The organism is Mobiluncus curtisii ATCC 43063 (assembly GCF_000196535.1).
Classification (GTDB): Bacteria; Actinomycetota; Actinomycetes; order Actinomycetales; family Actinomycetaceae; genus Mobiluncus; species Mobiluncus curtisii.
Genome location: NC_014246.1, coordinates 1,441,828 through 1,463,481, shown reverse-complemented (window position 1 = coordinate 1,463,481; position 21,654 = coordinate 1,441,828). Strand labels below are relative to the sequence as shown.

Sequence of the window (21,654 nt, the reverse complement as noted above, 5' to 3'; positions counted from 1 at the left end):
GCTCCACTGGTGCCGGTGCAAGCTACACAGGCAGATTCCTCTGTAAAACCGAGGGAGCCAATTGAGTGAGCTGACGCTGGCGGGAAATCCGAGGGGGTTTCCCGCCACTTCTCTATCAGCGCTCAAGACGGCTTCGGTTTGCAGAAACAAGTGAATAACGGCAGCTCGCTCATGCGGCTCTTTCTGACAAAGAAAGGGCGCTGCCATGAGCACGACCGACAACAATCAAAATCACGTTACTTTCCGCTTCGATTTCGTCACTGACGAGCACATCGAAGTTCAACTCCCATCCGATAGCCCGATTGCGCAGGCGCTGCTGGAGCATGATGCGCGGTGGAAGAAAACTAACAGGGCAGACACCCGCCGGGATCGGCACTCCTCCCCATCTGAGTTTCCCAAGGAGGGTATGCATTTCGCTGCCGACATTGATATCGAGCGCGATTTTCTGAACAAGCAGGCGGTTGCCACCACGTTCGCTGGCCTGTCTAAGCGCCAGCGTTTCCTGATCGAAGCAGTCGTCTTGGATGGGTATTCGTTCGCTGAACTAGCTCGGGCTGAGCACAAGGACGAGTCAGCGATCCGTCATGCCTATAACCGGGCGATTAAGCGGGCGCGAAAGATTCTCGAGGCTGACCGTCCGGAATCGACCTTTGGCGTGGCTTATAGAGCAAGGCAACAACAGACCGAGAAATAAGGAGTGATTGCAATGCGCAAAACAAAACACACAAGCCTGCTAGGCAGGCTGATCCGGAAAGCAACCGGCCGCACCGACCGCGTCGCAGTTGGCAAGCATCGCAAGCCACGAGTCGAGCCGCAGACAGTGAACCTTGTCGATGATGATGACGATCTGATGGCACTCGCTAAGGCGCTCTACCCCGAGCGTTACGGCATGGATGTGAAGGAGTCAGTGAAATGACTCCGATCAACCATATTGAGAATCTGCGCCAAATTTTCGCCAACATTCGCCAAAATCTCACCGAGCTGAACAGAGAGTTGGAGGCTACCGAGACTGACCTGCTGTATTGGATGGAATCAGGTGTGGAGGCAGACTACATGCTCACCACCGAAACCGATAACGATACTCAGCCGACGCTACCAGAACAAGATCCGGTCGAGCCGGTATCAGAGCCTGTGGAGCTGGTTAGCCTTGAGGATGCTCGCGGTGAACTCGCCGAAATCTCGCGTGCAGGGTTCACCGACGACATCAAGGCACTAATTCGTGCCCAAGGCAAAGTGAAGCTCTCCGAGCTGAGCCTTGAGCAGGTCAACGAGGTGCTCATCTCGGCGAGGGAGGCCGCCAATGCCACCCAGTAAACACGCAACACTGTCCGCTTCCTCGGCACACCGATGGCTCAACTGTCCACCTTCTGCCTTGCTCGCAAAAGGATATGAAGATGCCCCTTCGGAGGCTGCGTTGCAGGGCACGGCAGCACACGCTCTGGCTGAGCACAAGCTCCGCCGGGCACTCAAGCAGCAGTCCAAACGGCCCATCTCAAAATTCGAAGACGACGAGATGGACGAGTACACGGATGACTACGTCGAGTTTGTACTCGAGCAATACGCCAAAGCCCAGGAAACATCGGCTGATGCACTGATCTATATCGAGCAACGCCTCGACTTTAGCCACCTCGTGCCAGATGGTTTCGGCACTGGCGACTGTCTCATCATTGCCGACGGCACCTTGCAGGTCATCGACCTGAAGTACGGACTCGGGGTGCTGGTGGAGGCAGAAGCCAATCCACAACTTCAGCTCTACGCTTTGGGGGCGCTTCGCTTGTTCGATGCGCTTTATGACATTGAACAGGTGACGGTGACTATTTTCCAGCCACGGCGCGACAACGTCTCTACCTGGACGATCAGCGTGACCAAGCTGAACGAGTGGGCGGAACAGACGCTCAAGCCTGCTGCCGAGTTGGCTGCGAACGGTGGCGGCGAGTTTTGTGCCGGTGCCTGGTGTCAGTTCTGCCCCATAGCCGCGACGTGCCGAGCCAGGGCTGAAGCGAATATGAAGCTTGCCAAACACGAGTTCGCTCCCCCAGCGGAACTCTCTGCTGACGAGGTAGCCAACGTGCTCACGCGGATTCCTGAACTAACCAAATGGGCTAGCGACGTACAGGACTACGCCCTCGGAAAGGCTCTCGAAGGTGAGCATTATGCGGGCTTCAAGTTGGTGGCAGGCCGCTCAATCCGCAAATACGCCGATGAGGCTGCAGTGGCTGAGGCTGCGAAAGCTGCTGGCTATAAGGACATCTACAAGCAACAGCTCTTGACCATTACGGCGATGGAAAAGCTCATGGGCAGGAAGCAGTTTGCCGAGGTTCTCGGTGACCTGGTGGTCAAGCCTGAGGGCAAGCCAACACTCGTCCCCTTATCTGACAAACGCCCGGAACTCAGCATGAGTTCTGCGGCTGACGATTTCGGAGGTGATGGAAAGTGAAAACTATCCCGCTCACCAAAGGCCTCGTCGCGGTAGTCGATGATGCAGACTACTCGAAGCTATCGCCATACTCCTGGTACGCCGTTGGCCGTCCAGGAAACGAATATGCAGCTCGCTACGGAGGGCATAACAAAGGATCGAGTAGCCATATTCGGATGCACCGTGAACTCCTTAATGCTCCTGCTGGAATCGAAGTCGATCACGTAAATGGCAACCGACTCGATAACCGCCGAGCAAATCTCAGGCTGGCCACGAGAACGCAGAATGCGTGCAACCGAAGCAAATTCCGAGGCAAACACCATTCACGCTTCAAGGGCGTGACGTATCACGTGCGTGATCAATGTTGGCAAGCATCCATACGCCATCACGACAAGCACATCTACCTAGGCAGTTTTGAGTCCGAAGTAGAAGCAGCCGCCGCCTACAACAAAGCAGCAATCAACTACCAAGGCAAATTCGCCAAACTCAACGAATTACAAGGAGAAAACAAATGAACAAGACAATCCAGAACAAGAAGAACACAACCAAGGTAATCACTGGCGAAGTCCGGCTCAGCTACGCAACGGTCTGGGAGCCTAAATCCATCAATGGCGGCAAGGAGAAATACTCTGCCAGCCTCTTGATTCCGAAAGACGATAAGGAAACGCTGGACGCGATTGAGGCGGCGATTGACGCGGCGATCAAGGAAGGTATTGGTAAGTTTGGTGGCAAGATTCCACCACGCGGCTCCCTCAAGCTCCCGCTGCGTGACGGGGATACAGAGCGTGATGACGAAGCCTACGCCGGGCACTACTTCGTGAACGCCAACTCCATCAACCAGCCACAAATTGTGGATGGCAACGTGGCACCCATCTTGGATCGCTCGGAGGTCTACTCGGGTTGCTACGCACGAGTCTCGATCAACTTCTATGCATTCAATACCAACGGGAATCGCGGCATAGCCTGCGGACTGGGCAACATTCAAAAGACTCGGGACGGAGAACCCCTCGGCGGGCATGTCTCGGCAGCCTCCGAGTTTGATGCGTGGAATGCGGATGAGGACTTCCTCGACTAACCACTAACAGACGGCTGGCGGGATGAAACTATCTCGGTTTCATCCCGCCTACGCGCGCATAGAAAGGAACCCTCACGTGAAATCCTTAGCTCTGGATTTAGAAACATTCTCCGCCGTTAACCTTTCCCAGTGTGGGGTTTACAGGTATTGCGATGATCCAAGCTTTCGTATCCTGCTCTGCTCATATAGCGTCGATGACAGTGACGTGGTGACAGTGGATCTAGCCTCTGGCGAGCAACTACCACCAGAAGTGGTCGCTGCGTTAGATGATCCGAGCGTGATCAAGTGGGCGTATAACGCTGCCTTTGAACGCACCTGCCTCTCTGCCCATCTCGGCCACCGTCTTGATCCTACTGGGTGGCGCTGCACCATGGTCTGGGCAGCAACCCTCGGACTACCTCTCTCCCTCAAAGACGTCGGCACTGTGCTCGGTCTTGCTCATCAGAAACTGGCTGAGGGCAAAGACCTCATCAAATACTTCTCTCTCCCTACCAAAACAGGCATCCGCCACCAACCGAGTGACGATTCTGCCGCCTGGGCGCTGTTCAAGCAGTACAATGCCCGCGACGTCGAGGTAGAAACAACGATCCGCCGCAAGCTCTCCCATCATCCAGTACCGGATGAAGTGTGGGGACAGTATGAGGTGGATCAGCGGATCAATGATCGCGGCATCCACATCGACACCCGATTAGCTACTAACGCGATGGCGTGCGATAAAAAATACCGCAAGCGCACACTCGCCCGCGCTCAGGAGTTGACGGGTTTAGATAATCCGGCATCACCTCTGCAGCTGCAGAGCTGGCTTGCTGAGCAGGGTTGCAAGATCAGCTCGATGGCGAAAGAAGATGTCGATAGTGCGCTCGACACTGCCACCGGCAGCGTGCGTGAGGCACTTGAGCTGCGTCAAGATCTCTCAAAATCCTCGGTGGCGAAGTATCGGAAGATGGCTGATGCGACCTGTGCTGATGGTCGGGCGCATGGGCTGTTGCAGTTTTATGGTGCGTCGCGTACTGGTCGGTGGGCTGGGCGCTTGGTGCAGGTGCAAAATCTCCCCAGAAATTATCTGCCCGACCTCGCCCAAGCACGCTCCTTAGTACACTATGGTGATTTCGATGTACTGGAGATGCTCTATCCATCGGTGCCAGACACGCTCAGCCAACTGATTCGCACCGCATTCATCCCATCTGAGAACCATCGCTTTATTGTTGCCGATTATTCCGCTATCGAAGCCAGAGTGCTCGCGTGGCTCGCTGGCGAGGAAACCACGCTCGCCGCGTTCACGAACGGTGAAGACCTCTACTGCGCCACGGCGAGCGCGATGTTCGGGGTGCCAGTCGAGAAACACGGAGCAAATGCAGAACTCAGGCAGAAAGGCAAGATTGCTGTGCTCGCGTGTGGCTATAACGGCTCTGTGGGTGCGTTGAAAGCCATGGGTGCCTTGAAGATGGGTTTGACTGCGTCGGAGTTGCAGCCGATTGTGGATGCGTGGCGTGCGGCCAACCCCAACATCGTCGCCATGTGGCACGACGTCGACCAGACCGCAATCCAAGCAATCACCACCCGAAGCACCGTAACACTAGGCAACCTGAGTTTCACTGGCACGAAAGGCATGCTGTTCATCACCCTCCCATCCGGTAGGAGACTTGCCTACGTGAAACCCGGTTTGGGCGTGAACAGGTTCGGTGGCACGTCCATCACCTACTGGGGTCAAGGCATCAACCGCAAATGGCAACAGTTAGAAACTTACGGCGGCAAACTCGTCGAGAACATCGTCCAAGCCACCGCCCGCGACTTGCTTGCCGAAGCCATCACCCGCATCGAAAACGCAGGCCACGAGGTGGTGATGCACATTCACGATGAGGTCGTGGTCGACGAATCGAAAGATTCAGGCACCACCGTGGCTGATATCTGCACACTCATGAACCAACTCCCAACATGGGCTCTTGGGCTACCGATAGACGCGGCTGGCTACAAATGTGATTTCTACATGAAGGACTAGCTATTAAACACCATTCATAAGATTTTCATAGGTGTAACGCTCGATGCCTAACCCGCGCAAATAGCCACGAAGAAGGCTCATCGTTAAATCACCCAAACAATCAGTGTTGTCTACCCAGGACATTGGTTGCACCACCCGCTGAACACTGAAGGCCTTCTGCGGATAAGGTGTTGGCCGATACGAAAAGTCGCTCGTATATCGAATGACACCTTTAAGACCCGTTAGTCTCAAAGCTATTTCCCACCCGCCTTGATATCCGAAGTCCTCAGAAATCAAGCTGAGAATTTCAAGATTCTGGGCAAGAAATAATGCGGTTGTGCCAGGGAAGGTATAGAGCACTTCCTCTTCGCCAGGCATTGTTTCGAGGACGCTAGCCGCGGCAAACGTGCTTGACACTGATCCATCGTCTCGAACAGTGATCTGGCGTAAGTTCTTTTCGTTTCTTTGAGAGACAGCCTCGTAAACGCTTCGCAATCCAACCCCGTTTGGATCATGTGCAGGGTTGAAGCAGCTTTTTAATAGATCCTCAAATGATTGCCTTTGGCGAACGCGAGCCAGTATGGCTCGCAGCTCGGCAGTATCAAAATTCTCTAGTGTGAGCTGCCCCTGCGGTTTAGCAAAGAAAAACCCATGCCCATTCTTCGTTTCGCCACCATCGACGAGATTGCGCAGCGGATCTTGTTCCACAAACGCTTCAAACGATTTAGCAAAAAGCTCCTGCTGATTCACTCTCGCTTGAAAAATCCGGCGAACTTCAGTATCCGAGAGCACCCTCTTGCCTTCAGAGGAGCGTCCCCAATAGCGTCCATCAGCCATGTGCGGTGCAACAGCGGATGGTGGAATAGCGATGACGATGACGCTCTTCCCGTTTGGAAGTTGAATTGGTGGATTGAAAACCGGAGAGAGTGGCGGTTCGATCACTGTCGCCGCTACTTGGGAGATTCGAGTTTCTAAACTAGTGGAATCACAACCGACTAACTTATAAGTCTTGTCGACCACACCAAAGATCAGCACTCCACCATCAATGCTCAGCGAGGCCAGGTCGCGAGCAAGCTCAGTATTCACCGCTTTATTTGACGGCCCAAGTTGCACCTTCAGCTCGCACCATTGATTTTCACTGAGAAGTCCGCCCTCAGCGGCAAACGTGAGCTCTTCTAACGTAGACAAATGGACTGATTGGCGACCCGGCCCCAGATAGTAACTCATGTTCTAATTCTCGCAACTTTTTCTCGACTTTTCAGCAAGCCCACCGCCACGCAAGCATTATTGAACCCATCCGCGCTCTACCAGATCGCGCAGATGCTGGTAGGTGGGGTCGTCGAGGGCTGGGCTGCCGTCGCGCATGGTCGCGCTGGTGAAGAATTTTGGATACTCCCCCACTAGTTCTTTCAACCACGTATCCTCGTGGAGCATCCACGCGATTACCATGACCGCGATATAGAGTTCTGGCATCTTGTCACCTGAGAGCTGGTTAGCAAACAGCAGCATGCTCGCAATCGGATACGTGCCAGGCGGATCGATCAGGTCAGGGTCACGTACCAGTTCCCACCAATGAACTGGCACCTCCCAGGCCTCAATCTCGACGAGGTCATGAACGTTATTGTGCAGAGCCGACAAGATCACCAGCTCCCGCACCTCCTCGTAGCGAATCGGGTCCATCGCTGTGAGGAATTCTTCCTCCACGTCCTCGGACATGCAGATCCGTGTGCGCGCCAGATCAGCGTCGGTGAGCCATTCGAGAATGAATCGATCAATGATTGGGAATTGGTGGTGCAGGTGTTCCGAGCCGTCGTGATTGTGACAAACATGTGTATCCATACCTCAATCACAACCGGCCAGCTCGGTGTTGTCGACGGGGTATACCCCGCATTTCCGAATCAGTTTCATGCCGCCCGTCCGGTTTTGACTTCTGCCGTGGTTTAAGGCGAGGGCACAATCCTGCGCTCTCTGACAACCCGATTGAAGGGAGCCACGATGGCACACGAACTACCAGGCGGTGATCGGGAATGACCACCACCGCAACCTTGGATTACGGGATTCCACGCCTGAACGAGAAAGGCTACCGCGACCCCACCGCCTACAAGGCGTTAAAGCTCGTCCAGCAGGCCGAGTTCGGACACCGGCCGCTCACCTATATTTGCTCACCATACTCGGGCGACATCGAAGCAAACACCAAAACCGCCCAAGACCTCAGCGCTTACGCGGTGCAATGCCGAAAGATTCCACTCGCACCCCACCTGTTATTTCCACAATTCATGAACGACGGGGATGTGTGGGAGCGGGAACTCGCCATGCACTTCAACCGTGTCCTGCTCTCCAAATGCGAGGCCATGTGGGTCTACACGCCACGCGTGTCAAAAGGTATGCGCCTCGAAATCGAGTGGGCACACCAACTCGACATCCCCATCTCCTATTTCGACCACAATTTCGAGGAGGTATGTCTCGATGACTGAATTCCATCTCAATCTCGCCACCGTATCGGGTGCGCAACGAAACCTCCACTACCCACGCCACACTGCAATCGTGAGCGCCGCTGATCTGAAGCAAGCTGTGGCGTTCGATCATGTAGCCGCGACCTACGACGGCGATATGCGCGGCAGCGACCGCTTCATTGCCTCTGATTGTGTGGTGATGGATGTGGACAATGACCACTCCGAGAACCCTGCCGAGTGGGTCACGCCAGAAACGCTCGCTCTCATCTTCCCAGATGTCACTTTCGCTACCGCAACCAGCCGTAATCACCAGAAGGACAAGAGCGAGAAGTCGGCTCGGCCACGCTTCCACGCATACCTCCCAATTGCGACCGTCACCGACGGCGATGAGTATGCATCGATTAAGCGCAAGCTTGCATCATTCACCGGCATCTTTGACCGTAACGCTCTCGATAGCGCGCGCTTCATCTACGGCACCACTAGCCCAGAGGTGACGTGGACGGACGGCGAGCTCACCATTGTGGATTTCCTTGACGGAGACAAGTTCGCAGCGCTGGCCATGCATGATGGTGAGATCCGTGAGGGTTCGCGTAATGCGACGATGAGTCGCTTCGCGGGGCGGGTGATCGTGCGTTTCGGCAACAGTGATGAAGCCCGCGAGCTATTCGAGCAGAAAGCTACTCAGTGCGTGCCACCACTACCACCTTCTGAGTTGGATGCGATCTGGCACTCTGCATTGAAGTTTGGTGCGAAAGTCGTCGCAACGCCCGGCTATATTCCACCAGAACGCTACGCCGAAATCCAAGGACTGCGCCCCACCGATTTCACTGATGTCGGTCAAGCCAACGTCCTGGCAGACGAATATGCACAAAAACTCGCATTCTCTGAGGCCACAGATTGGCTGGTGTATAACGGCTCGTTTTGGGAAGAAACCAGACCAGGCTCGCGCGCCATCGCTCAAGAACTCACCACGCGCCAGTTAGAGCAAGCCGCACAGCTGCTCGAGAAAGCCCGTGAGGCGTGTGATTCCACTGGGGTCACTCAGTTGCTGTCAGCGATGAGCCTGACCAAAGCGAAAAACCTATTCACTAACGTGCAGTGGACCGCTTACGAGCAGCTCACTGGTGCTCAGACCTACGAGAAATACGTGCTCAAACGCAGGGATAGCAAGGCGATTACAGCGTCACTAAAGGAGGCAGCTCCGATGCTGCAAGTCACCCAAGCAGACCTCGATGCAGACCCCTTCGCTCTCAACACTCCTGGTGGCACCATTGACCTCACCACCGGGCAAATGTACGAGCACGACTACGGGGATTTCATCACCAAACAAACCACCACCGATCCCGCCACCAAAGGCATGGACACGTGGTTGGCGGCGCTCGAGGTGTTCTTCCAAGGCGACCAAGAACTAATCGACTATGTGCAGCGAATCGTGGGGCTGACCGCGATCGGAAAAGTCTACGTCGAAGCCCTCATCATCGCCTACGGCGACGGCAGGAATGGCAAATCGACGTTTTGGAACACAATCGCTCGGGTGTTAGGCACATACGCGGGCAACATCTCCGCCGATGCTCTCACTGTGGGTGTGAAGCGGAATGTGAAGCCTGAGCTGGCAGAAGCCAAAGGCAAACGCCTCTTGATCGCGGCAGAGACCGAGGAAGGCATGAGGCTCTCCACCTCTATCGCCAAGCAAATGGCATCCACTGATCTGCTTTATGCAGAAAAGAAATATAAGGCGCCCTTCGCGTTCGCTCCTTCGCATACGCTCGTGCTGTATACGAATCACCTACCGCGCGTAGGTGCAATGGATGTTGGTATTTGGCGCAGGCTGATCGTGATCCCATTCGAGGCAAAAATCGAAGGCTCCTCGGACATCAAAAACTACGCCGAACACCTCTACCAAAACGCCGCTGGTGCCGTTCTGCAATGGATCGTTGATGGTGCCCGCAAAGTGATTGATGACGACTTTGTTTTGAAGCCACCACCTAAAGTGCGTCGAGCCCTGGAGGCCTACCGGTTTGAGAACGACTGGATGACACATTTCTTAGACGATAACTGCGAGATCGACCCGAGCTTCACACAGCCCTCGGGCGAGCTTTATAGCGTCTATCGCGCCTACGCGCTCAGCGTGGGCGAATACGCCAGATCCACGTCCGATTTCTATTCAGCCTTGGAACAACTCGGATTCCGCAGACGCCGCACAAAGAACGCACGCTATGTGGACGGACTACGCCTGAAGAGCGAATTCAACCTTTAGCCCCTAAGTGGTGACACTATCTGTCGGTCTATAACAGAACTTTTCTTAAGAGCAATAAAAACAAACATCTATATATAAAAAGTTATGTAAACGACTGGCAGAAAGCGTCACCACGTGAGCAGAAAGCAACACGTGATGAAAGAACAACATTTAGAACAAGCACTCGTAAAAACCGTTGAAGCTTTGGGCGGGGTCTGCTGGAAACTAGTCAGCCCCGGAACCGCCGGTGTACCTGACCGAATCGTGCTATTACCTGATGGGCATGTCGGCTTCGTAGAAGTCAAAGCACCCGGCGGAAAAGTCCGCGCAATCCAAAAACACAGACTGAGGCAGTTGAAGCACCTGGGCTTCACCGCACTCGTCCTCAACAATCCTGACGACATTAAGAAGGTGTGCCATGCAATACAAGCCGCATAACTACCAACAGCTAGCAACGGCTTTCATTGAGGAACACCCGGCTGCAGCGCTACTGCTCGAGATGGGACTTGGCAAAACCGTCATCACCCTGACAGCAATACAACACCTCCTCTTCGACTCCTTTGAAGCCCACCGAGTGCTGGTTATCGCGCCGCTGCGCGTAGCAAGGAATACGTGGCCTGCCGAGCAAGCAAAGTGGAGCCACTTACGCCAGCTACGCCTGGCAGTAGCTGTCGGCACCGAACGCCAACGCCGAGGCGCGCTCAACTCAGGCGCAGACATCACAGTGATGAACCGGGAGAACGTCGACTGGCTTATTACCCGTAGTGGCATCAAGTGGCAGTGGGATATGGTCATCATCGACGAACTCTCCTCCTTCAAAAACCACCGCGCCAAACGCTTTACCGCGCTCATGAAGATCCGCCCACAAGTCAAGCGCATCGTCGGGCTTACCGGCACCCCAGCCAGCAATGGGTTGATGGACTTATGGGCGCAGTTCCGGCTGTTGGATTTGGGTGAGCGGCTCGGACGCTACATTTCCCGCTACCGCGATAAATGGTTCGTGCCCGATAAGCGCAGTGGAATGCAAGTATTCACCTACAAACCCAAACCTGGCGCTGAAGACGAAATCTACCGAGCAATCTCGGATATCACGCTGTCTATGCGAACCAGCGACTACCTCACCCTCCCACCACTGACTGTCACGACCACCGAGGTGACCATGAACGGCAGGGAACGCAAGGTGTATGACCGGCTCGCAGCCGAGATGGTAGTCGAGCTGGGCGATGAGGTGATTGACGCGGCCAATGCTGCCGTCCTGGCTGGCAAGCTCACCCAACTAGCGTCTGGTGCGATCTACACCGAAGCAGGCGACTCTATCGTGGTACACGGCCGCAAACTCGATGCCCTTGAAGACCTCATCGAAGCTGCGAATGGGAATCCCGTGCTTGTGGCGTATTGGTGGCAGCACGACCTAGCACGCATCCGTGAGCGCTTCCCGCAAGCCAGACAGTTAAAAACTTCAGCGGATATTGAGGCTTGGAATGGCGGTGAAATCCCACTCGGGTTGATTCACCCAGCTTCCGCTGGGCATGGGCTTAACCTCCAACAAGGAGGCTCAATCCTCATCTGGTATTCCCTCACCTGGAGCCTTGAGCTACACCAGCAAACCAACGCCCGCCTGTATCGGCAAGGCCAGACCAAGCCGGTGACTATTACGCATATTGCGACCAAGGATTCGATTGATCAGCAGATTCTTAGGGCACTCGAATCGAAGAACATGACCCAGTCGGCGCTCATCGACGCGGTAGCGCAGACCTTGAAAGGAGAAACCAAATGAGCGTTACGCATCAAGAAACCGACATCACCTGGCGCTACGTTGACCGTCGCGCCGCTGCTATCAACGCCCTGCGCGACTATGCCACTATGGAAACCATCATCGATAACACTCCCGATGACCTGAAAGCCATCGAAGCAGACCTGCCCAGCCTGCCCTCCCCCGTCTTGGATGGCAGCCGCCGTGCGTTCAATCCCACCGCTGCCGAGCACAAAATCCTTAACCACTTGGAACGGATCGATAACCGCACCCGCAAATACCTGCAAGCCAAGGATTACATGGACTGGTTCAACCCCGCCTGGCAAGCGCTCACCGATGAGGAACGTGACGTGCTAGAAGTTTGCTTCCTTTCCGGATACGAGTCCGCCACTGATGCGATTTATGAGGTGCAAGAGCGGCTAAACGTGGAGCGCTCCACCGCCTACAACCGGCGCAAAACCGCCCTCGACCACCTCACCAGTCTCCTGTACGGACGCTAAGATGCTTGGACAAAACGCGGACGACATTCCCGAATCAAACCCGATATAGTGTAACTAGTTAGAAAAAGGTCAAAGCCCCGAACGGATACATTCCCTCGGGGCTTTACCATGACCACAGGAGATAACGGGAATGCCAAGCAAACCCAAACGTCCCTGCTCTGCGCCGGGCTGTCCCGAACTAACCCGCGAAAGGTTCTGCCAGATTCACGCCAAAAAGGCAGACAAGAACTACCGTAAGTTTCAACGTGACCCGAGAATCAACAAGCGTTACGGTGCACGCTGGCGACGCATCCGTGCCGCATACATCGCGCAGCATCCTTTGTGCGAAGACTGCCTGGACAAAGGACTAACCACCCCAGTGGCCGAAGTCCACCACATCCTGCCGCTCGAGCACGGCGGCAGCCACGACTTTTCTAACCTGCGTAGCCTGTGCAAACCCTGCCACTCGCGCCAGTCGGCGCTCGATGGTGACAGGTGGAGGCAACAACCAAGGCTCTACACCTACTGACTTTTTATTGAAATTGCGGCGTGTGCGCCTTAAACGTTGCCGACCTCAAAGATGCTGGGCTAGCTCTTGTTCGTGGCTTACGGTGCGACATCACCGCGCTGGTTTGGGGTTGGGGGCCTCAAATCTCTACAGCCTTGGCGAAGGTCAGCGGGCGGGGCCAACCGTACGCAAAAAGACCGATTCAAACAGGGTATTAACCCGCAAGCCCTCCATCACCGGGCTAACTGCCTGGAAGGAGGCGAGATTTCATGGCAAAAGACGGAACCAATCGCGGTGGGCGCCGCGTGAGGGCTGGCGCGAAACCCGACCCACTCAACGAGAAACTCGCTAAGGGTCTGCCTGCTACTCGCCTGGAAGATCCGCTAGCGACGCCTTTCGATTTCGAGGGCGCAGATGTTGGCGCGGGCGCGGTACTTGCTGGTGAGGTGATGCCCGAGCCTGCCGAGTATCTGTCGGAGGTTCAACGCGATGGCAAACCGCTGGGCGCGGACATTGTCTACCGAGAGACATGGCGCTGGCTTGACGAGCGTGGCTGCACGAGGTTTGTTTCTAAGCGTCTGATTGAGGCCTACGCCCAGGCATTTGCCCGCTATGTGCAGTGTGAGCAGGCGATCTCCAAGTTCGGTTTGCTCGGCAAGCACCCGACCACTGGGGCTGCTATCGCTTCCCCGTTTGTTGCGATGAGCCAGTCTTTTGGTAAGCAGGCGAATGTGTATTGGTATGAGATTTTTGAGATTGTGCGGGCGAACTGCACTAGTGACTATTCGGGTACGACCCCGGGTGATGAGGTTATGGAGCAGTTGTTGAAAGCACGCTCGTAGATGCGTCCTAGTGTTTTTGAGCTTATTTGGGGCGTTTTGTTGCGCTGAAGCCTGCCCCTAGCGCGATTCCGACTCCTGTGCCAATAGTTATCGCTAAGGCATTATCGTCCATAATGAACCGAAAGATTATGGCGGTCATTATCCCGGCAATCATTCCGTAAGCCACGGTTTTACCATTGCCGCCGGAAGGTTCTGGCTGATTAGGTTTACTCGTTTCGTCTTGCACGAATCCCAGTATCACACATGACTCGGGTTTTCCTCGTTTTCTTCGCTCCCCACTCTTGGCTGACATGGTGGGGAGTTTTTGTTTCTTTTGATTTTTCTACTGAAAGGGCATTCCTATGACTAAGGTTCTAAGCGCTGAAGCAGTGTGTATCGGTCACCCCGATAAACTGTGCGATTTAATTGCTGATCAGATTCTCGACGAAATTCTCTACGCCGATCCCAACGCCCGCGTCGCGGTAGAGGTCATGGCTACTGGGCGACGCATTATTGTCACTGGTGAAATCAGCACTAATGCTCGTGTGGACTTGCGTGATTGCGTACGCACAGCCCTGACTGCAGCTGGCTATAAGCCGTGGAGATTTTTGGTATACGTATGGGTGAGGCGTCAATCTAACGATATTAACGACGGGGTGAGCACATCTTTAGAGGCTCGCCATGGCGATGAGTCCGCTTATTGTCTTCAGGGTGCTGGTGATCAAGGCACGGTCTACGGCTATGCCTGCACTGATACACCACAGCGCTTACCATTGCCTCTTGTTTTAGCCCACGAGATTTGTAAGCGGCTAGATGCCGCGCGCAAGCAAGGAACCATCACTGGGATCTTCTCAGATGGTAAAGCACAAGTTTCGGTGCGCTACAACGACGCAGGAAAACCGCAAGCCGTAGAGACGGTGGTGGTTTCCGTCCAGCACGATAAATCCAAGGATTTCGAGGTGTTGCGCCGTGAAATAACTTCGCTGATTGTTGGCCCAGCATGCCAGCCATATCTACCGGTAAGCCCGGACACGCTTGTGTTGATCAACCCGTCCGGGCGGTTCGTGGAGGGCGGCCCTAAAGCCGACACCGGACTCACCGGTAGGAAGTTGATGGTTGACACCTATGGCGGGCTGGCTTCTCATGGTGGTGGAGCTTTCTCCGGCAAAGATCCTTCTAAGGTCGACCGCTCGGGTGCTTATATGGCGCGGCTGATCGCGAAAACCGTGGTGGATGCGGATCTTGCATCCCAGTGCCAGGTGGCGATTAGTTACGCGATTGGCAAAGCCGACCCGGTTGCTTTCAGTGTGGACACGCTCGGCACCGGCCAATACACCGACCAGATTCTCACGGCTGCTGCGCGCGATGTGTTCAATCTTCGTCCGGCTGCGATCATCGACCAGTTTGGGCTGCGAGCACCCGGCTATGTGCGCTATTCGACGTATGGGCATTTCGGGGATTACACACGCAAGTGGGAAGACACCTGGACTACTAGCCGTGAGCTTGTCAAGGCGGTGAAAAACCATGCGCATCAAGCAAATAGCGCTAACTGATCTCACCCCAGCTGACTACAACCCCCGCAAAGACCTACAACCTGGGGACACGGACTACGACAAACTCAAACGCTCGCTAAGTGAGTTTGGGTATGTGGAGCCAGTCATCTGGAACAAAACCACCGGAAATATTGTGGGTGGACATCAGCGTCTGAAAGTACTGGCTGATCTGGGCTATAAAACCGTGGACTGCGTGGTCGTCGAACTCGACGAAACCCGCGAAAAAGCACTCAACGTTGCTCTAAACAAGATCAGTGGCCAGTGGGATGATTCCAAACTCGCCCTACTCATAGCCGACCTGGATGCTTCCGATTTCGACGTTGAACTCACCGGTTTCGACGAATCCGAAATACAACAGCTGATAGGTTCTCTTGACGGCGACAGTATCGAGGACGATAACTTCGACCTGAACGCCGCCCTAGAAGCGGCAGCCTTTGTCGAAAAAGGCGATATCTGGAGGATTGGTAGGCATCGCCTAATGTGCGCGGATGCCACGAACCCGGCCGATGTCGAAACCTTGATGGATGGCAAACAGGCTAATCTGGTGGTCACAGACCCGCCTTACAACGTGGACTTCAAATCGAACAGCGGCCTGAAAATCGCAGGCGACAAACAAGACACAGACACCTTCTACCAGTTCCTGCTGGCTGCATTCACCAACATGGCAGACGCTTTGGAGAAGGGTGGGTCAGCCTATGTTTTCCACGCCGACACCGAAGGCCTCAACTTCCGTAAAGCGTTTCTTGATGCTGGCTTCTACCTGTCGGGCTGTTGTATTTGGGTCAAAGACTCCCTAGTGCTTGGTCGTTCCCCATATCAGTGGCAGCACGAACCAGTGCTTTATGGGTGGAAGAAAGACGGCTCTCACGCTTGGTATGCGAATCGCAAACAAACCACGGTGTGGAATTTCGCCAAGCCCCGCAAAAACAGTGACCATCCGACTTCGAAGCCACTAGACCTGTTGGCTTATCCGATTCGTAACTCCACCCAAACCAACGCAATCATCCTCGATACCTTTGCTGGGTCTGGTTCCACACTCATGGCTGCACAAGCCACAGACCGCACTTGCTATTGCATGGAGCTGGATGAGAAATACGCTTCCGTGATTGTGCGCCGCTATGCCGAAGCAACCGGAGACGCAGCTGGGATCACGTGTGAGCGAAGCGGCGGGCAATACGCCTACCTGGATCTGGTCAAAAAAGTCGAGCGCCCCAAGCAGAAAGGCTAACCCGTGACACAAACTTTAAGGCTTGGCTCGCTTTTTGATGGCTCGGGAGGTTTCCCACTCGCGGCAACAAAGGTTGGTATCGAACCTGCGTGGGCGAGCGAAATTGAGCCCTTCCCGATCCTGGTCACCACCACGCGCCTTCCGCAAATGCAACACCTAGGCGACATCTGCAATATTGACGGCAGTCAGCTAGAGCCGGTGGATGTGGTCACGTTTGGCTCTCCTTGCCAAGACCTGTCGGTAGCAGGTAAAAGGGCAGGTTTAGCTGGCGAGCGTTCAGGTTTATTCCACCAAGCTGTCAGAGTCATCAGAGAAATGAGAAAGGCAAGTCATGGTCTATATCCAAGATTCGCTGTTTGGGAAAACGTGCCCGGAGCCTTCTCAAGCAATAAAGGGGCAGACTTCCACAGCGTCCTGCAAAACCTCATCTCGGTTGTCGACGAAACGGCAGCGGCTGACCTACCTCGAGTACAAAAGTGGCATAAAGCTGGAGCGATCGTGGCAGACCAATGGAGTATTGCGTGGCGAGTATTGGACGCGCAATTTTTCGGAGTACCCCAACGACGCAAAAGAATCTACCTTATCTGCGATTTTGCAAGCGGGCGTGCCGGACAAATACTCTTTGAGCCCCAACGCGTGTTCCGGGATCTTGCGCCGGGCTGCAGTGAAAAGCAAAACCCTCCCACCAATCCTCGAGCAGGCACTCACGAGGCAAGCAAATCTTTAGATGTGTTCGCCTTGCGGATGCGGGCAGGTAAACCAGGCGGTGGAAAAGGCCCGCTCGTGCAAACAAACCTGTCAGGCACGCTCGGATGCAGTAACGACCAGAGTATTATTGAGCCGCTACTATTTGACCATCATCCTCATGATGCCAGAGTGGGCGGACCATGCCAGATAGCACCAACCGTGACCGCCCGTTACGGCACTGACGGAGGCAATACTCCCATCATCGCTACCGCCTACGGTTTCAATGCGTTACATGAGGGACGCGGCGCAGCAGTAGGCAGGTACGGTTATCCCACCGAGGTATCAAAGACGCTCGATACGTCAGGGATAGCTCCGACCTGTAACCAAGGCGGCATCGCCATCGTCGAACCCGACGTTGTGAGTGCCTCGAAAGCGGACTTCTTCTGCCGAGGCAACGTCAATATTGCTGGCGCTCTGTTGGCTTCGGACTCAACTGAGCCGCCCCTGGTCACTGACCCTGGCATGCCCGAATACCGCGTGAGACGCTTAACCCCAACCGAGTGCGCCCGCCTACAAGGATTCCCTGATACTTGGACAGACGGACTCGCCATCGAGAACCCGAGCGAAGACGTGCTGGATTATTGGTGGCAGGTCTGGGCCAGCTGGGGCAAGGTGCAAGGATTGAAAAAACCTAAAACCCGCAACCAAGTACGCAAATGGCTGGCTAATCCAGTGACCGACCGGGCGTTATACAAGCTGTGGGGAAACGGGATAGCTTTGCCGTGCGCCAAACTCGTGCTTTCCCAGATAGTCGCCGAGACCACTAAAACTCCTGGATTTTAAGGCGAAAATGACTGGATAAGCCCGCGAACCTATGGCTGTATGTACATGACCAAACAACCAGCAAGAAAGAGAGGGTTTGGTGATGATAGGACAGCTATACGCCGATCTAGAAGAAATCGAAAACCTCGGAGTCGACCTCACCGATATTGGTGCGGTGTGGGATGCAGCCGAAGACCACGGCTACGAGCACGTAGAAATGATTGTCTCCAACTTCCCACACGACTTCATGCGCCTCATCCGCACATGGCTGGACGTTCAAAGCATCGAGTTTGATGGTGAGGAGGATGAGCAATGGTGAACACCAAAAAGGCTGAAAACTACGGGCTCGTAGTCACCCTGCCCGCCACGCTTGATGAGACTGAGCTGGCAAGGCTGCATGAACTTATCGCAGCCAAGAAAGACTTGATAGCTAAAGCGCTCGGCGCGAGCCAGCTTAGCATCACCACCAGTAGTGAGGGGCTGAGTTTTCCTTGGTGGGATGAGCTGCCCGAGTTCGAGAAGATCACAGCCTACACCGAGTTCTTAACGAAGCTGATCGCGTACGCCAAACGGATCCACCGCACCGTAAATCGCAGTACAAGACAGGTAAGTAATGAGAAGTATGAACTGCGTTCTCTGCTTTACCGCATCGGACTTAGCGGTAAAGAACATAAGGAAGTACGCAAGATTTTACTTGCATCATTAAGCGGCAATTCTGCATGGAAAACCCCGCCACTAATAAACACTAACCAAGAGATGTAAACCACTATTTATTAGGCAAAATAGGCGGCAAAATGACTGGATAAGTAGCGAAGTCTATGGCTGTATATACATACCGAAACGGTACACAACACATAAGGAAACAGCCATGAACACCAAAGAAGCTGAATGCAGCGTCGAGGAAGAAAACACCGAACGCCTTATCGGGCGTGCTAACCGGTTGGGATACACCGTCACCAGCATTGAGATTGAACCTGGCCGGGTCGCGATTTCTATTGTTCCTTCCCCTCTGTTCCCCTACACCCCGGAGCTTGACCGGGATTTTGAAACCGATCAATGGCGGGTGCAAACCACCGCCTACGGAGCGTTGAACCTAGACAACATCGAACAGGTCACCGAGGGATACGGGCGGGCAGCAGCGATGGTGCGTGAACTTGAGCATGCTACACCAGGAAACGTTGTCAACTACCATCTGACCCGTTAAAACTAAACACAAAGGCAACCCCACCTGGCGTGGGGTTTTCCTTTATCGTGAAGCGTTATGACCTAGAGATGTACATCTCTAAGTTTTCTTGAAAATAGGCGGAAAATGACTGGATAAGTGCGTGGGTCTATGGCTGTATATACATACCGAAACGGTACACAACAGAAAGGAAACAGCCATGAACAGCACAAAGGTCACCAGCGAAACCCTCCAGATGAGCGTTGATTCCTACGGGACGGTTCTTGCCTACGGAGGCTACACGCTAGCAAGTTTTGCTACCTGGACCAAGACTGAAGGCTTTGGCAATAACGCCCAAATCTACCGGTTGATGGAAGAACCCGTCAGCGGGTTCGGGCCTAACTCGAGGGGCCGCGGAGAATGCGAACTCGAACTCGTCGCTGAGTCAGACCATCTTTTCGCTGACCCCGGACATGCGATCGCCTGGGCGTTAGCTAATCTGCCCGAAGCCTAGCCCCACAAGGCTTGAGGGTACCTGCTATCGCCGGTAGTAACTGACTTTTTAACCAATAGAAGGTAACTGATTCGTATGCGTGAGCTAGCTGAATATCACCCGACACGGTTCATGGCTGAAAGCTCGCGCTATGACAAGCGCCGAGCCGACTTTGCGGTCGCGTTTATCGAAGCTTTAAAGCATACGAAAGGCCGGTGGGCAGGAAAACCTTTTAAGTTGATTGATTGGCAAGAACAAATCATTCGCGACCTTTTCGGTGTGGTCAAACCTGACGGGTTTCGCCAATTCACTACCGCGTATGTGGAGATCCCTAAAAAGCAAGGCAAATCTGAACTAGCCGCCGCCGTCGCACTCTTGCTGTGTTGCGGCGATGGCGAGGAACGCGCTGAAGTTTATGGGTGTGCTGCCGATCGGCAACAAGCATCCATCGTGTTCGAAGTGGCAGCCGACATGGTGAGAATGTGTCCCCCACTAGCCAAGCGGGTAAAGATCCTTAGAAGCCAAAAACGTATCATCTACTCCCCCACCAATTCCTTCTACCAGGTACTATCCGCCGAGGCGTATTCCAAACACGGATTCAATATTTCCGGAGTGGTATTCGATGAGCTACACACCCAACCCAACCGGGCGCTCTTCGACGTGATGACCAAAGGCAGTGGGGATGCTCGCACCCAGCCGCTGTACTTCTTGATCACAACCGCCGGCACCGACACCCACAGCATCTGCTACGAGCAACACCAAAAAGCCCAAGACATCCTTGCGGGCAAAAAAATTGACCCCACCTTTTATCCAGTCATATATGGGGCAGCACAAGATGATGATTGGACCGATGAAGCCGTGTGGCATAAAGCCAACCCATCCTTGGACGTGACGGTGCCAATCCAGAAAGTTAGGGACGCTTGTAATAGTGCCAGGCAGAATCCGGCTGAAGAAAACACCTTCAGACAGTTGCGTTTGAACCAGTGGGTCAAACAGTCTGTGCGGTGGATGCCTATGAATACCTGGAACAAAAACGATGGCCCAGTCCACTTGGATGAGTTAGAAGGCCGTGTTTGTTACGGCGGGCTCGACCTGGCATCCACCACCGATATCACAGCTTTCGTTCTCGTATTCCCACCCACGGATGACGATGACAAATACACGGTCGCGCCCTGGTTTTGGATACCCGAAGACAACCTCAAACTCAGAGTTTCTAGGGATCACGTCCCCTACGACCTATGGCATCAGCAAGGCCACCTACTCACGACTGAGGGCAACGTGGTGCACTACGGGTATATCAAGAAGTTCATTGAGGATCTGGGCACCCGGTTTAATATCCGAGAAATCGCTTTCGACCGGTGGGGCGCGATCCAAATGAGCCAAAACCTTGAGGATGCTGGTTTCACGGTAGTGCCTTTCGGGCAAGGCTTCAAAGACATGTCCCCACCATCCAAAGAACTCATGAAACTCGCCCTAGAAGGCAAGCTCGCCCATGGCGGGCACCCGGTGCTGGCCTGGATGGTCGATAACATTCACGTGCGCACCGACCCGGCCGGAAACATTAAGCCAGATAAGCAAAAGTCTACGGAGAAGATCGACGGCGTAGTAGCCACCATCATGGCCCTGGATCGAGCAATAAGATGCGGCAACACCCCAGAGGCGAGCTCAGTTTATGATTCGCGGGGACTATTGGTGCTATGAGATTTTGGGCGAAACAGGCTACCGACACCATTGGCCACTATTGCTAGCACTGAATAGATGGCTCCGTAGATAAGCGCGGATTCGTTGAAAAAGATAACCGTGGGCACCACGAAAAACACTATCGGCATCACTATCCATAAAACAGTGAAGCCCTCCGTGACTGCGTCCCAGGCGGCTAGCGCAATAGTGACGAGTGGAAACGCTATGAACAGCATCAAGATAAACGCCACCATCCCTAAATCGGAGGCATTGCCTAATCCGATGGCGGCTGTCATGAGAGCAGGCAGTA

26 protein-coding genes are annotated in these 21,654 nt (G+C 54.3%); 22 read left to right on the top strand and 4 right to left on the bottom strand.

Features of this window, described 5'->3' with window-relative positions:
• Positions 1-205: 205 nt before the first annotated feature.
• The 7 genes from HMPREF0573_RS06200 (at position 206) to HMPREF0573_RS06170 (ending at position 5,490) form a co-directional block, all read left to right on the top strand.
• On the top strand, positions 206-694 hold the full coding sequence (locus HMPREF0573_RS06200; RefSeq protein WP_013189263.1) for a sigma factor-like helix-turn-helix DNA-binding protein: 489 nt from the start codon (positions 206-208) through the stop codon (positions 692-694).
• A 12-nt stretch (positions 695-706) separates the two neighbouring features.
• Positions 707-916: a hypothetical protein gene (locus HMPREF0573_RS06195; protein WP_013189262.1), complete on the top strand. Its 210-nt coding sequence runs from the start codon at positions 707-709 to the stop codon at positions 914-916.
• Positions 913-1,314: a hypothetical protein gene (locus tag HMPREF0573_RS06190; RefSeq protein ID WP_013189261.1), complete on the top strand. Its 402-nt coding sequence runs from the start codon at positions 913-915 to the stop codon at positions 1,312-1,314. Before HMPREF0573_RS06195 ends, HMPREF0573_RS06190 begins: the two co-directional genes overlap by 4 nt.
• Positions 1,301-2,437 (top strand): DUF2800 domain-containing protein, encoded by a 1,137-nt coding sequence (locus HMPREF0573_RS06185; protein WP_041798009.1) that lies wholly within the window; start codon positions 1,301-1,303, stop codon positions 2,435-2,437. The genes HMPREF0573_RS06190 and HMPREF0573_RS06185 overlap by 14 nt, the downstream gene beginning before the upstream one ends.
• Positions 2,434-2,931 (top strand): HNH endonuclease, encoded by a 498-nt coding sequence (locus HMPREF0573_RS06180; protein WP_013189259.1) that lies wholly within the window; start codon positions 2,434-2,436, stop codon positions 2,929-2,931. The genes HMPREF0573_RS06185 and HMPREF0573_RS06180 overlap by 4 nt, the downstream gene beginning before the upstream one ends.
• A complete protein-coding gene (locus HMPREF0573_RS06175) occupies positions 2,928-3,491 on the top strand; it encodes a DUF2815 family protein (RefSeq protein ID WP_013189258.1) in 564 nt (187 codons plus the stop codon). Before HMPREF0573_RS06180 ends, HMPREF0573_RS06175 begins: the two co-directional genes overlap by 4 nt.
• Before the next feature lie 76 nt (positions 3,492-3,567).
• Positions 3,568-5,490, top strand: coding sequence for a DNA polymerase (locus HMPREF0573_RS06170; protein ID WP_041798008.1), 1,923 nt, complete (start codon positions 3,568-3,570; stop codon positions 5,488-5,490).
• A gap of 3 nt (positions 5,491-5,493) precedes the next feature.
• Here HMPREF0573_RS06170 and HMPREF0573_RS06165 read toward each other — a convergent pair whose 3' ends face one another.
• Complete coding sequence (locus HMPREF0573_RS06165) at positions 5,494-6,696, bottom strand: AlbA family DNA-binding domain-containing protein (RefSeq protein ID WP_013189256.1); 1,203 nt, start codon at positions 6,694-6,696, stop codon at positions 5,494-5,496.
• A 57-nt stretch (positions 6,697-6,753) separates the two neighbouring features.
• Positions 6,754-7,308, bottom strand: coding sequence for a hypothetical protein (locus tag HMPREF0573_RS06160; protein WP_013189255.1), 555 nt, complete (start codon positions 7,306-7,308; stop codon positions 6,754-6,756).
• 188 nt (positions 7,309-7,496) lie between these two features.
• Between HMPREF0573_RS06160 and HMPREF0573_RS06155 the strand changes: the two genes are divergently transcribed.
• The 7 genes from HMPREF0573_RS06155 (at position 7,497) to HMPREF0573_RS06125 (ending at position 13,740) form a co-directional block, all read left to right on the top strand.
• Positions 7,497-7,943, top strand: coding sequence for a DUF7768 domain-containing protein (locus HMPREF0573_RS06155; protein WP_013189254.1), 447 nt, complete (start codon positions 7,497-7,499; stop codon positions 7,941-7,943).
• Positions 7,936-10,179 carry a phage/plasmid primase, P4 family gene (locus HMPREF0573_RS06150; RefSeq protein WP_013189253.1) on the top strand — a complete coding sequence of 748 codons (2,244 nt, stop codon included), beginning with the start codon at positions 7,936-7,938 and terminating at the stop codon, positions 10,177-10,179. The genes HMPREF0573_RS06155 and HMPREF0573_RS06150 overlap by 8 nt, the downstream gene beginning before the upstream one ends.
• A gap of 135 nt (positions 10,180-10,314) precedes the next feature.
• Complete coding sequence (locus tag HMPREF0573_RS06145) at positions 10,315-10,596, top strand: VRR-NUC domain-containing protein (protein WP_013189252.1); 282 nt, start codon at positions 10,315-10,317, stop codon at positions 10,594-10,596.
• Positions 10,577-11,935, top strand: a complete 1,359-nt coding sequence (locus HMPREF0573_RS06140; protein WP_013189251.1) for a DEAD/DEAH box helicase — start codon at positions 10,577-10,579, stop codon at positions 11,933-11,935. The genes HMPREF0573_RS06145 and HMPREF0573_RS06140 overlap by 20 nt, the downstream gene beginning before the upstream one ends.
• Complete coding sequence (locus HMPREF0573_RS06135) at positions 11,932-12,411, top strand: hypothetical protein (RefSeq protein WP_013189250.1); 480 nt, start codon at positions 11,932-11,934, stop codon at positions 12,409-12,411. The genes HMPREF0573_RS06140 and HMPREF0573_RS06135 overlap by 4 nt, the downstream gene beginning before the upstream one ends.
• A 130-nt stretch (positions 12,412-12,541) precedes the next feature.
• Positions 12,542-12,919, top strand: coding sequence for an HNH endonuclease (locus HMPREF0573_RS06130; protein ID WP_041798006.1), 378 nt, complete (start codon positions 12,542-12,544; stop codon positions 12,917-12,919).
• Positions 12,920-13,167: 248 nt separating this feature from the next.
• Positions 13,168-13,740: a P27 family phage terminase small subunit gene (locus HMPREF0573_RS06125; RefSeq protein WP_013189247.1), complete on the top strand. Its 573-nt coding sequence runs from the start codon at positions 13,168-13,170 to the stop codon at positions 13,738-13,740.
• A 22-nt stretch (positions 13,741-13,762) separates the two neighbouring features.
• On the opposite strand, the gene HMPREF0573_RS06120 is transcribed toward HMPREF0573_RS06125, so the two are convergent.
• The gene (locus HMPREF0573_RS06120) at positions 13,763-13,966 is read right to left on the bottom strand and encodes a hypothetical protein (RefSeq protein WP_236589658.1); all 204 of its coding nucleotides are present in this window, start codon (positions 13,964-13,966) and stop codon (positions 13,763-13,765) included.
• A gap of 115 nt (positions 13,967-14,081) precedes the next feature.
• Here HMPREF0573_RS06120 and metK point away from each other — a divergent pair, with 115 nt between their 5' ends.
• The 8 genes from metK to HMPREF0573_RS06080 all read left to right on the top strand — a co-directional run bounded on the left by metK (position 14,082) and on the right by HMPREF0573_RS06080 (position 21,365).
• The gene (gene metK, locus HMPREF0573_RS06115) at positions 14,082-15,272 is read left to right on the top strand and encodes a methionine adenosyltransferase (protein ID WP_013189245.1); all 1,191 of its coding nucleotides are present in this window, start codon (positions 14,082-14,084) and stop codon (positions 15,270-15,272) included.
• Positions 15,244-16,500, top strand: coding sequence for a site-specific DNA-methyltransferase (locus HMPREF0573_RS06110; protein WP_013189244.1), 1,257 nt, complete (start codon positions 15,244-15,246; stop codon positions 16,498-16,500). Before metK ends, HMPREF0573_RS06110 begins: the two co-directional genes overlap by 29 nt.
• A gap of 3 nt (positions 16,501-16,503) precedes the next feature.
• The gene (locus HMPREF0573_RS06105) at positions 16,504-18,030 is read left to right on the top strand and encodes a DNA cytosine methyltransferase (RefSeq protein ID WP_013189243.1); all 1,527 of its coding nucleotides are present in this window, start codon (positions 16,504-16,506) and stop codon (positions 18,028-18,030) included.
• An 82-nt stretch (positions 18,031-18,112) separates the two neighbouring features.
• A complete protein-coding gene (locus tag HMPREF0573_RS06100) occupies positions 18,113-18,328 on the top strand; it encodes a hypothetical protein (RefSeq protein ID WP_013189242.1) in 216 nt (71 codons plus the stop codon).
• Positions 18,322-18,771, top strand: coding sequence for a hypothetical protein (locus HMPREF0573_RS06095; RefSeq protein WP_013189241.1), 450 nt, complete (start codon positions 18,322-18,324; stop codon positions 18,769-18,771). The genes HMPREF0573_RS06100 and HMPREF0573_RS06095 overlap by 7 nt, the downstream gene beginning before the upstream one ends.
• Positions 18,772-18,877: 106 nt before the next feature.
• Positions 18,878-19,213: a hypothetical protein gene (locus tag HMPREF0573_RS06090; RefSeq protein WP_013189240.1), complete on the top strand. Its 336-nt coding sequence runs from the start codon at positions 18,878-18,880 to the stop codon at positions 19,211-19,213.
• 178 nt (positions 19,214-19,391) lie between these two features.
• Positions 19,392-19,685 (top strand): Nmad4 family putative nucleotide modification protein, encoded by a 294-nt coding sequence (locus tag HMPREF0573_RS06085; RefSeq protein ID WP_013189239.1) that lies wholly within the window; start codon positions 19,392-19,394, stop codon positions 19,683-19,685.
• A gap of 75 nt (positions 19,686-19,760) precedes the next feature.
• A complete protein-coding gene (locus HMPREF0573_RS06080; RefSeq protein WP_013189238.1) occupies positions 19,761-21,365 on the top strand; it encodes a terminase large subunit in 1,605 nt (534 codons plus the stop codon).
• On the opposite strand, the gene HMPREF0573_RS06075 is transcribed toward HMPREF0573_RS06080, so the two are convergent.
• Entirely contained in the window at positions 21,335-21,640 is a 306-nt protein-coding gene (locus HMPREF0573_RS06075; RefSeq protein ID WP_013189237.1) for a hypothetical protein, read from the bottom strand. The two genes, HMPREF0573_RS06080 and HMPREF0573_RS06075, sit on opposite strands and share 31 nt — an antisense overlap.
• Positions 21,641-21,654: the final 14 nt, after the last annotated feature.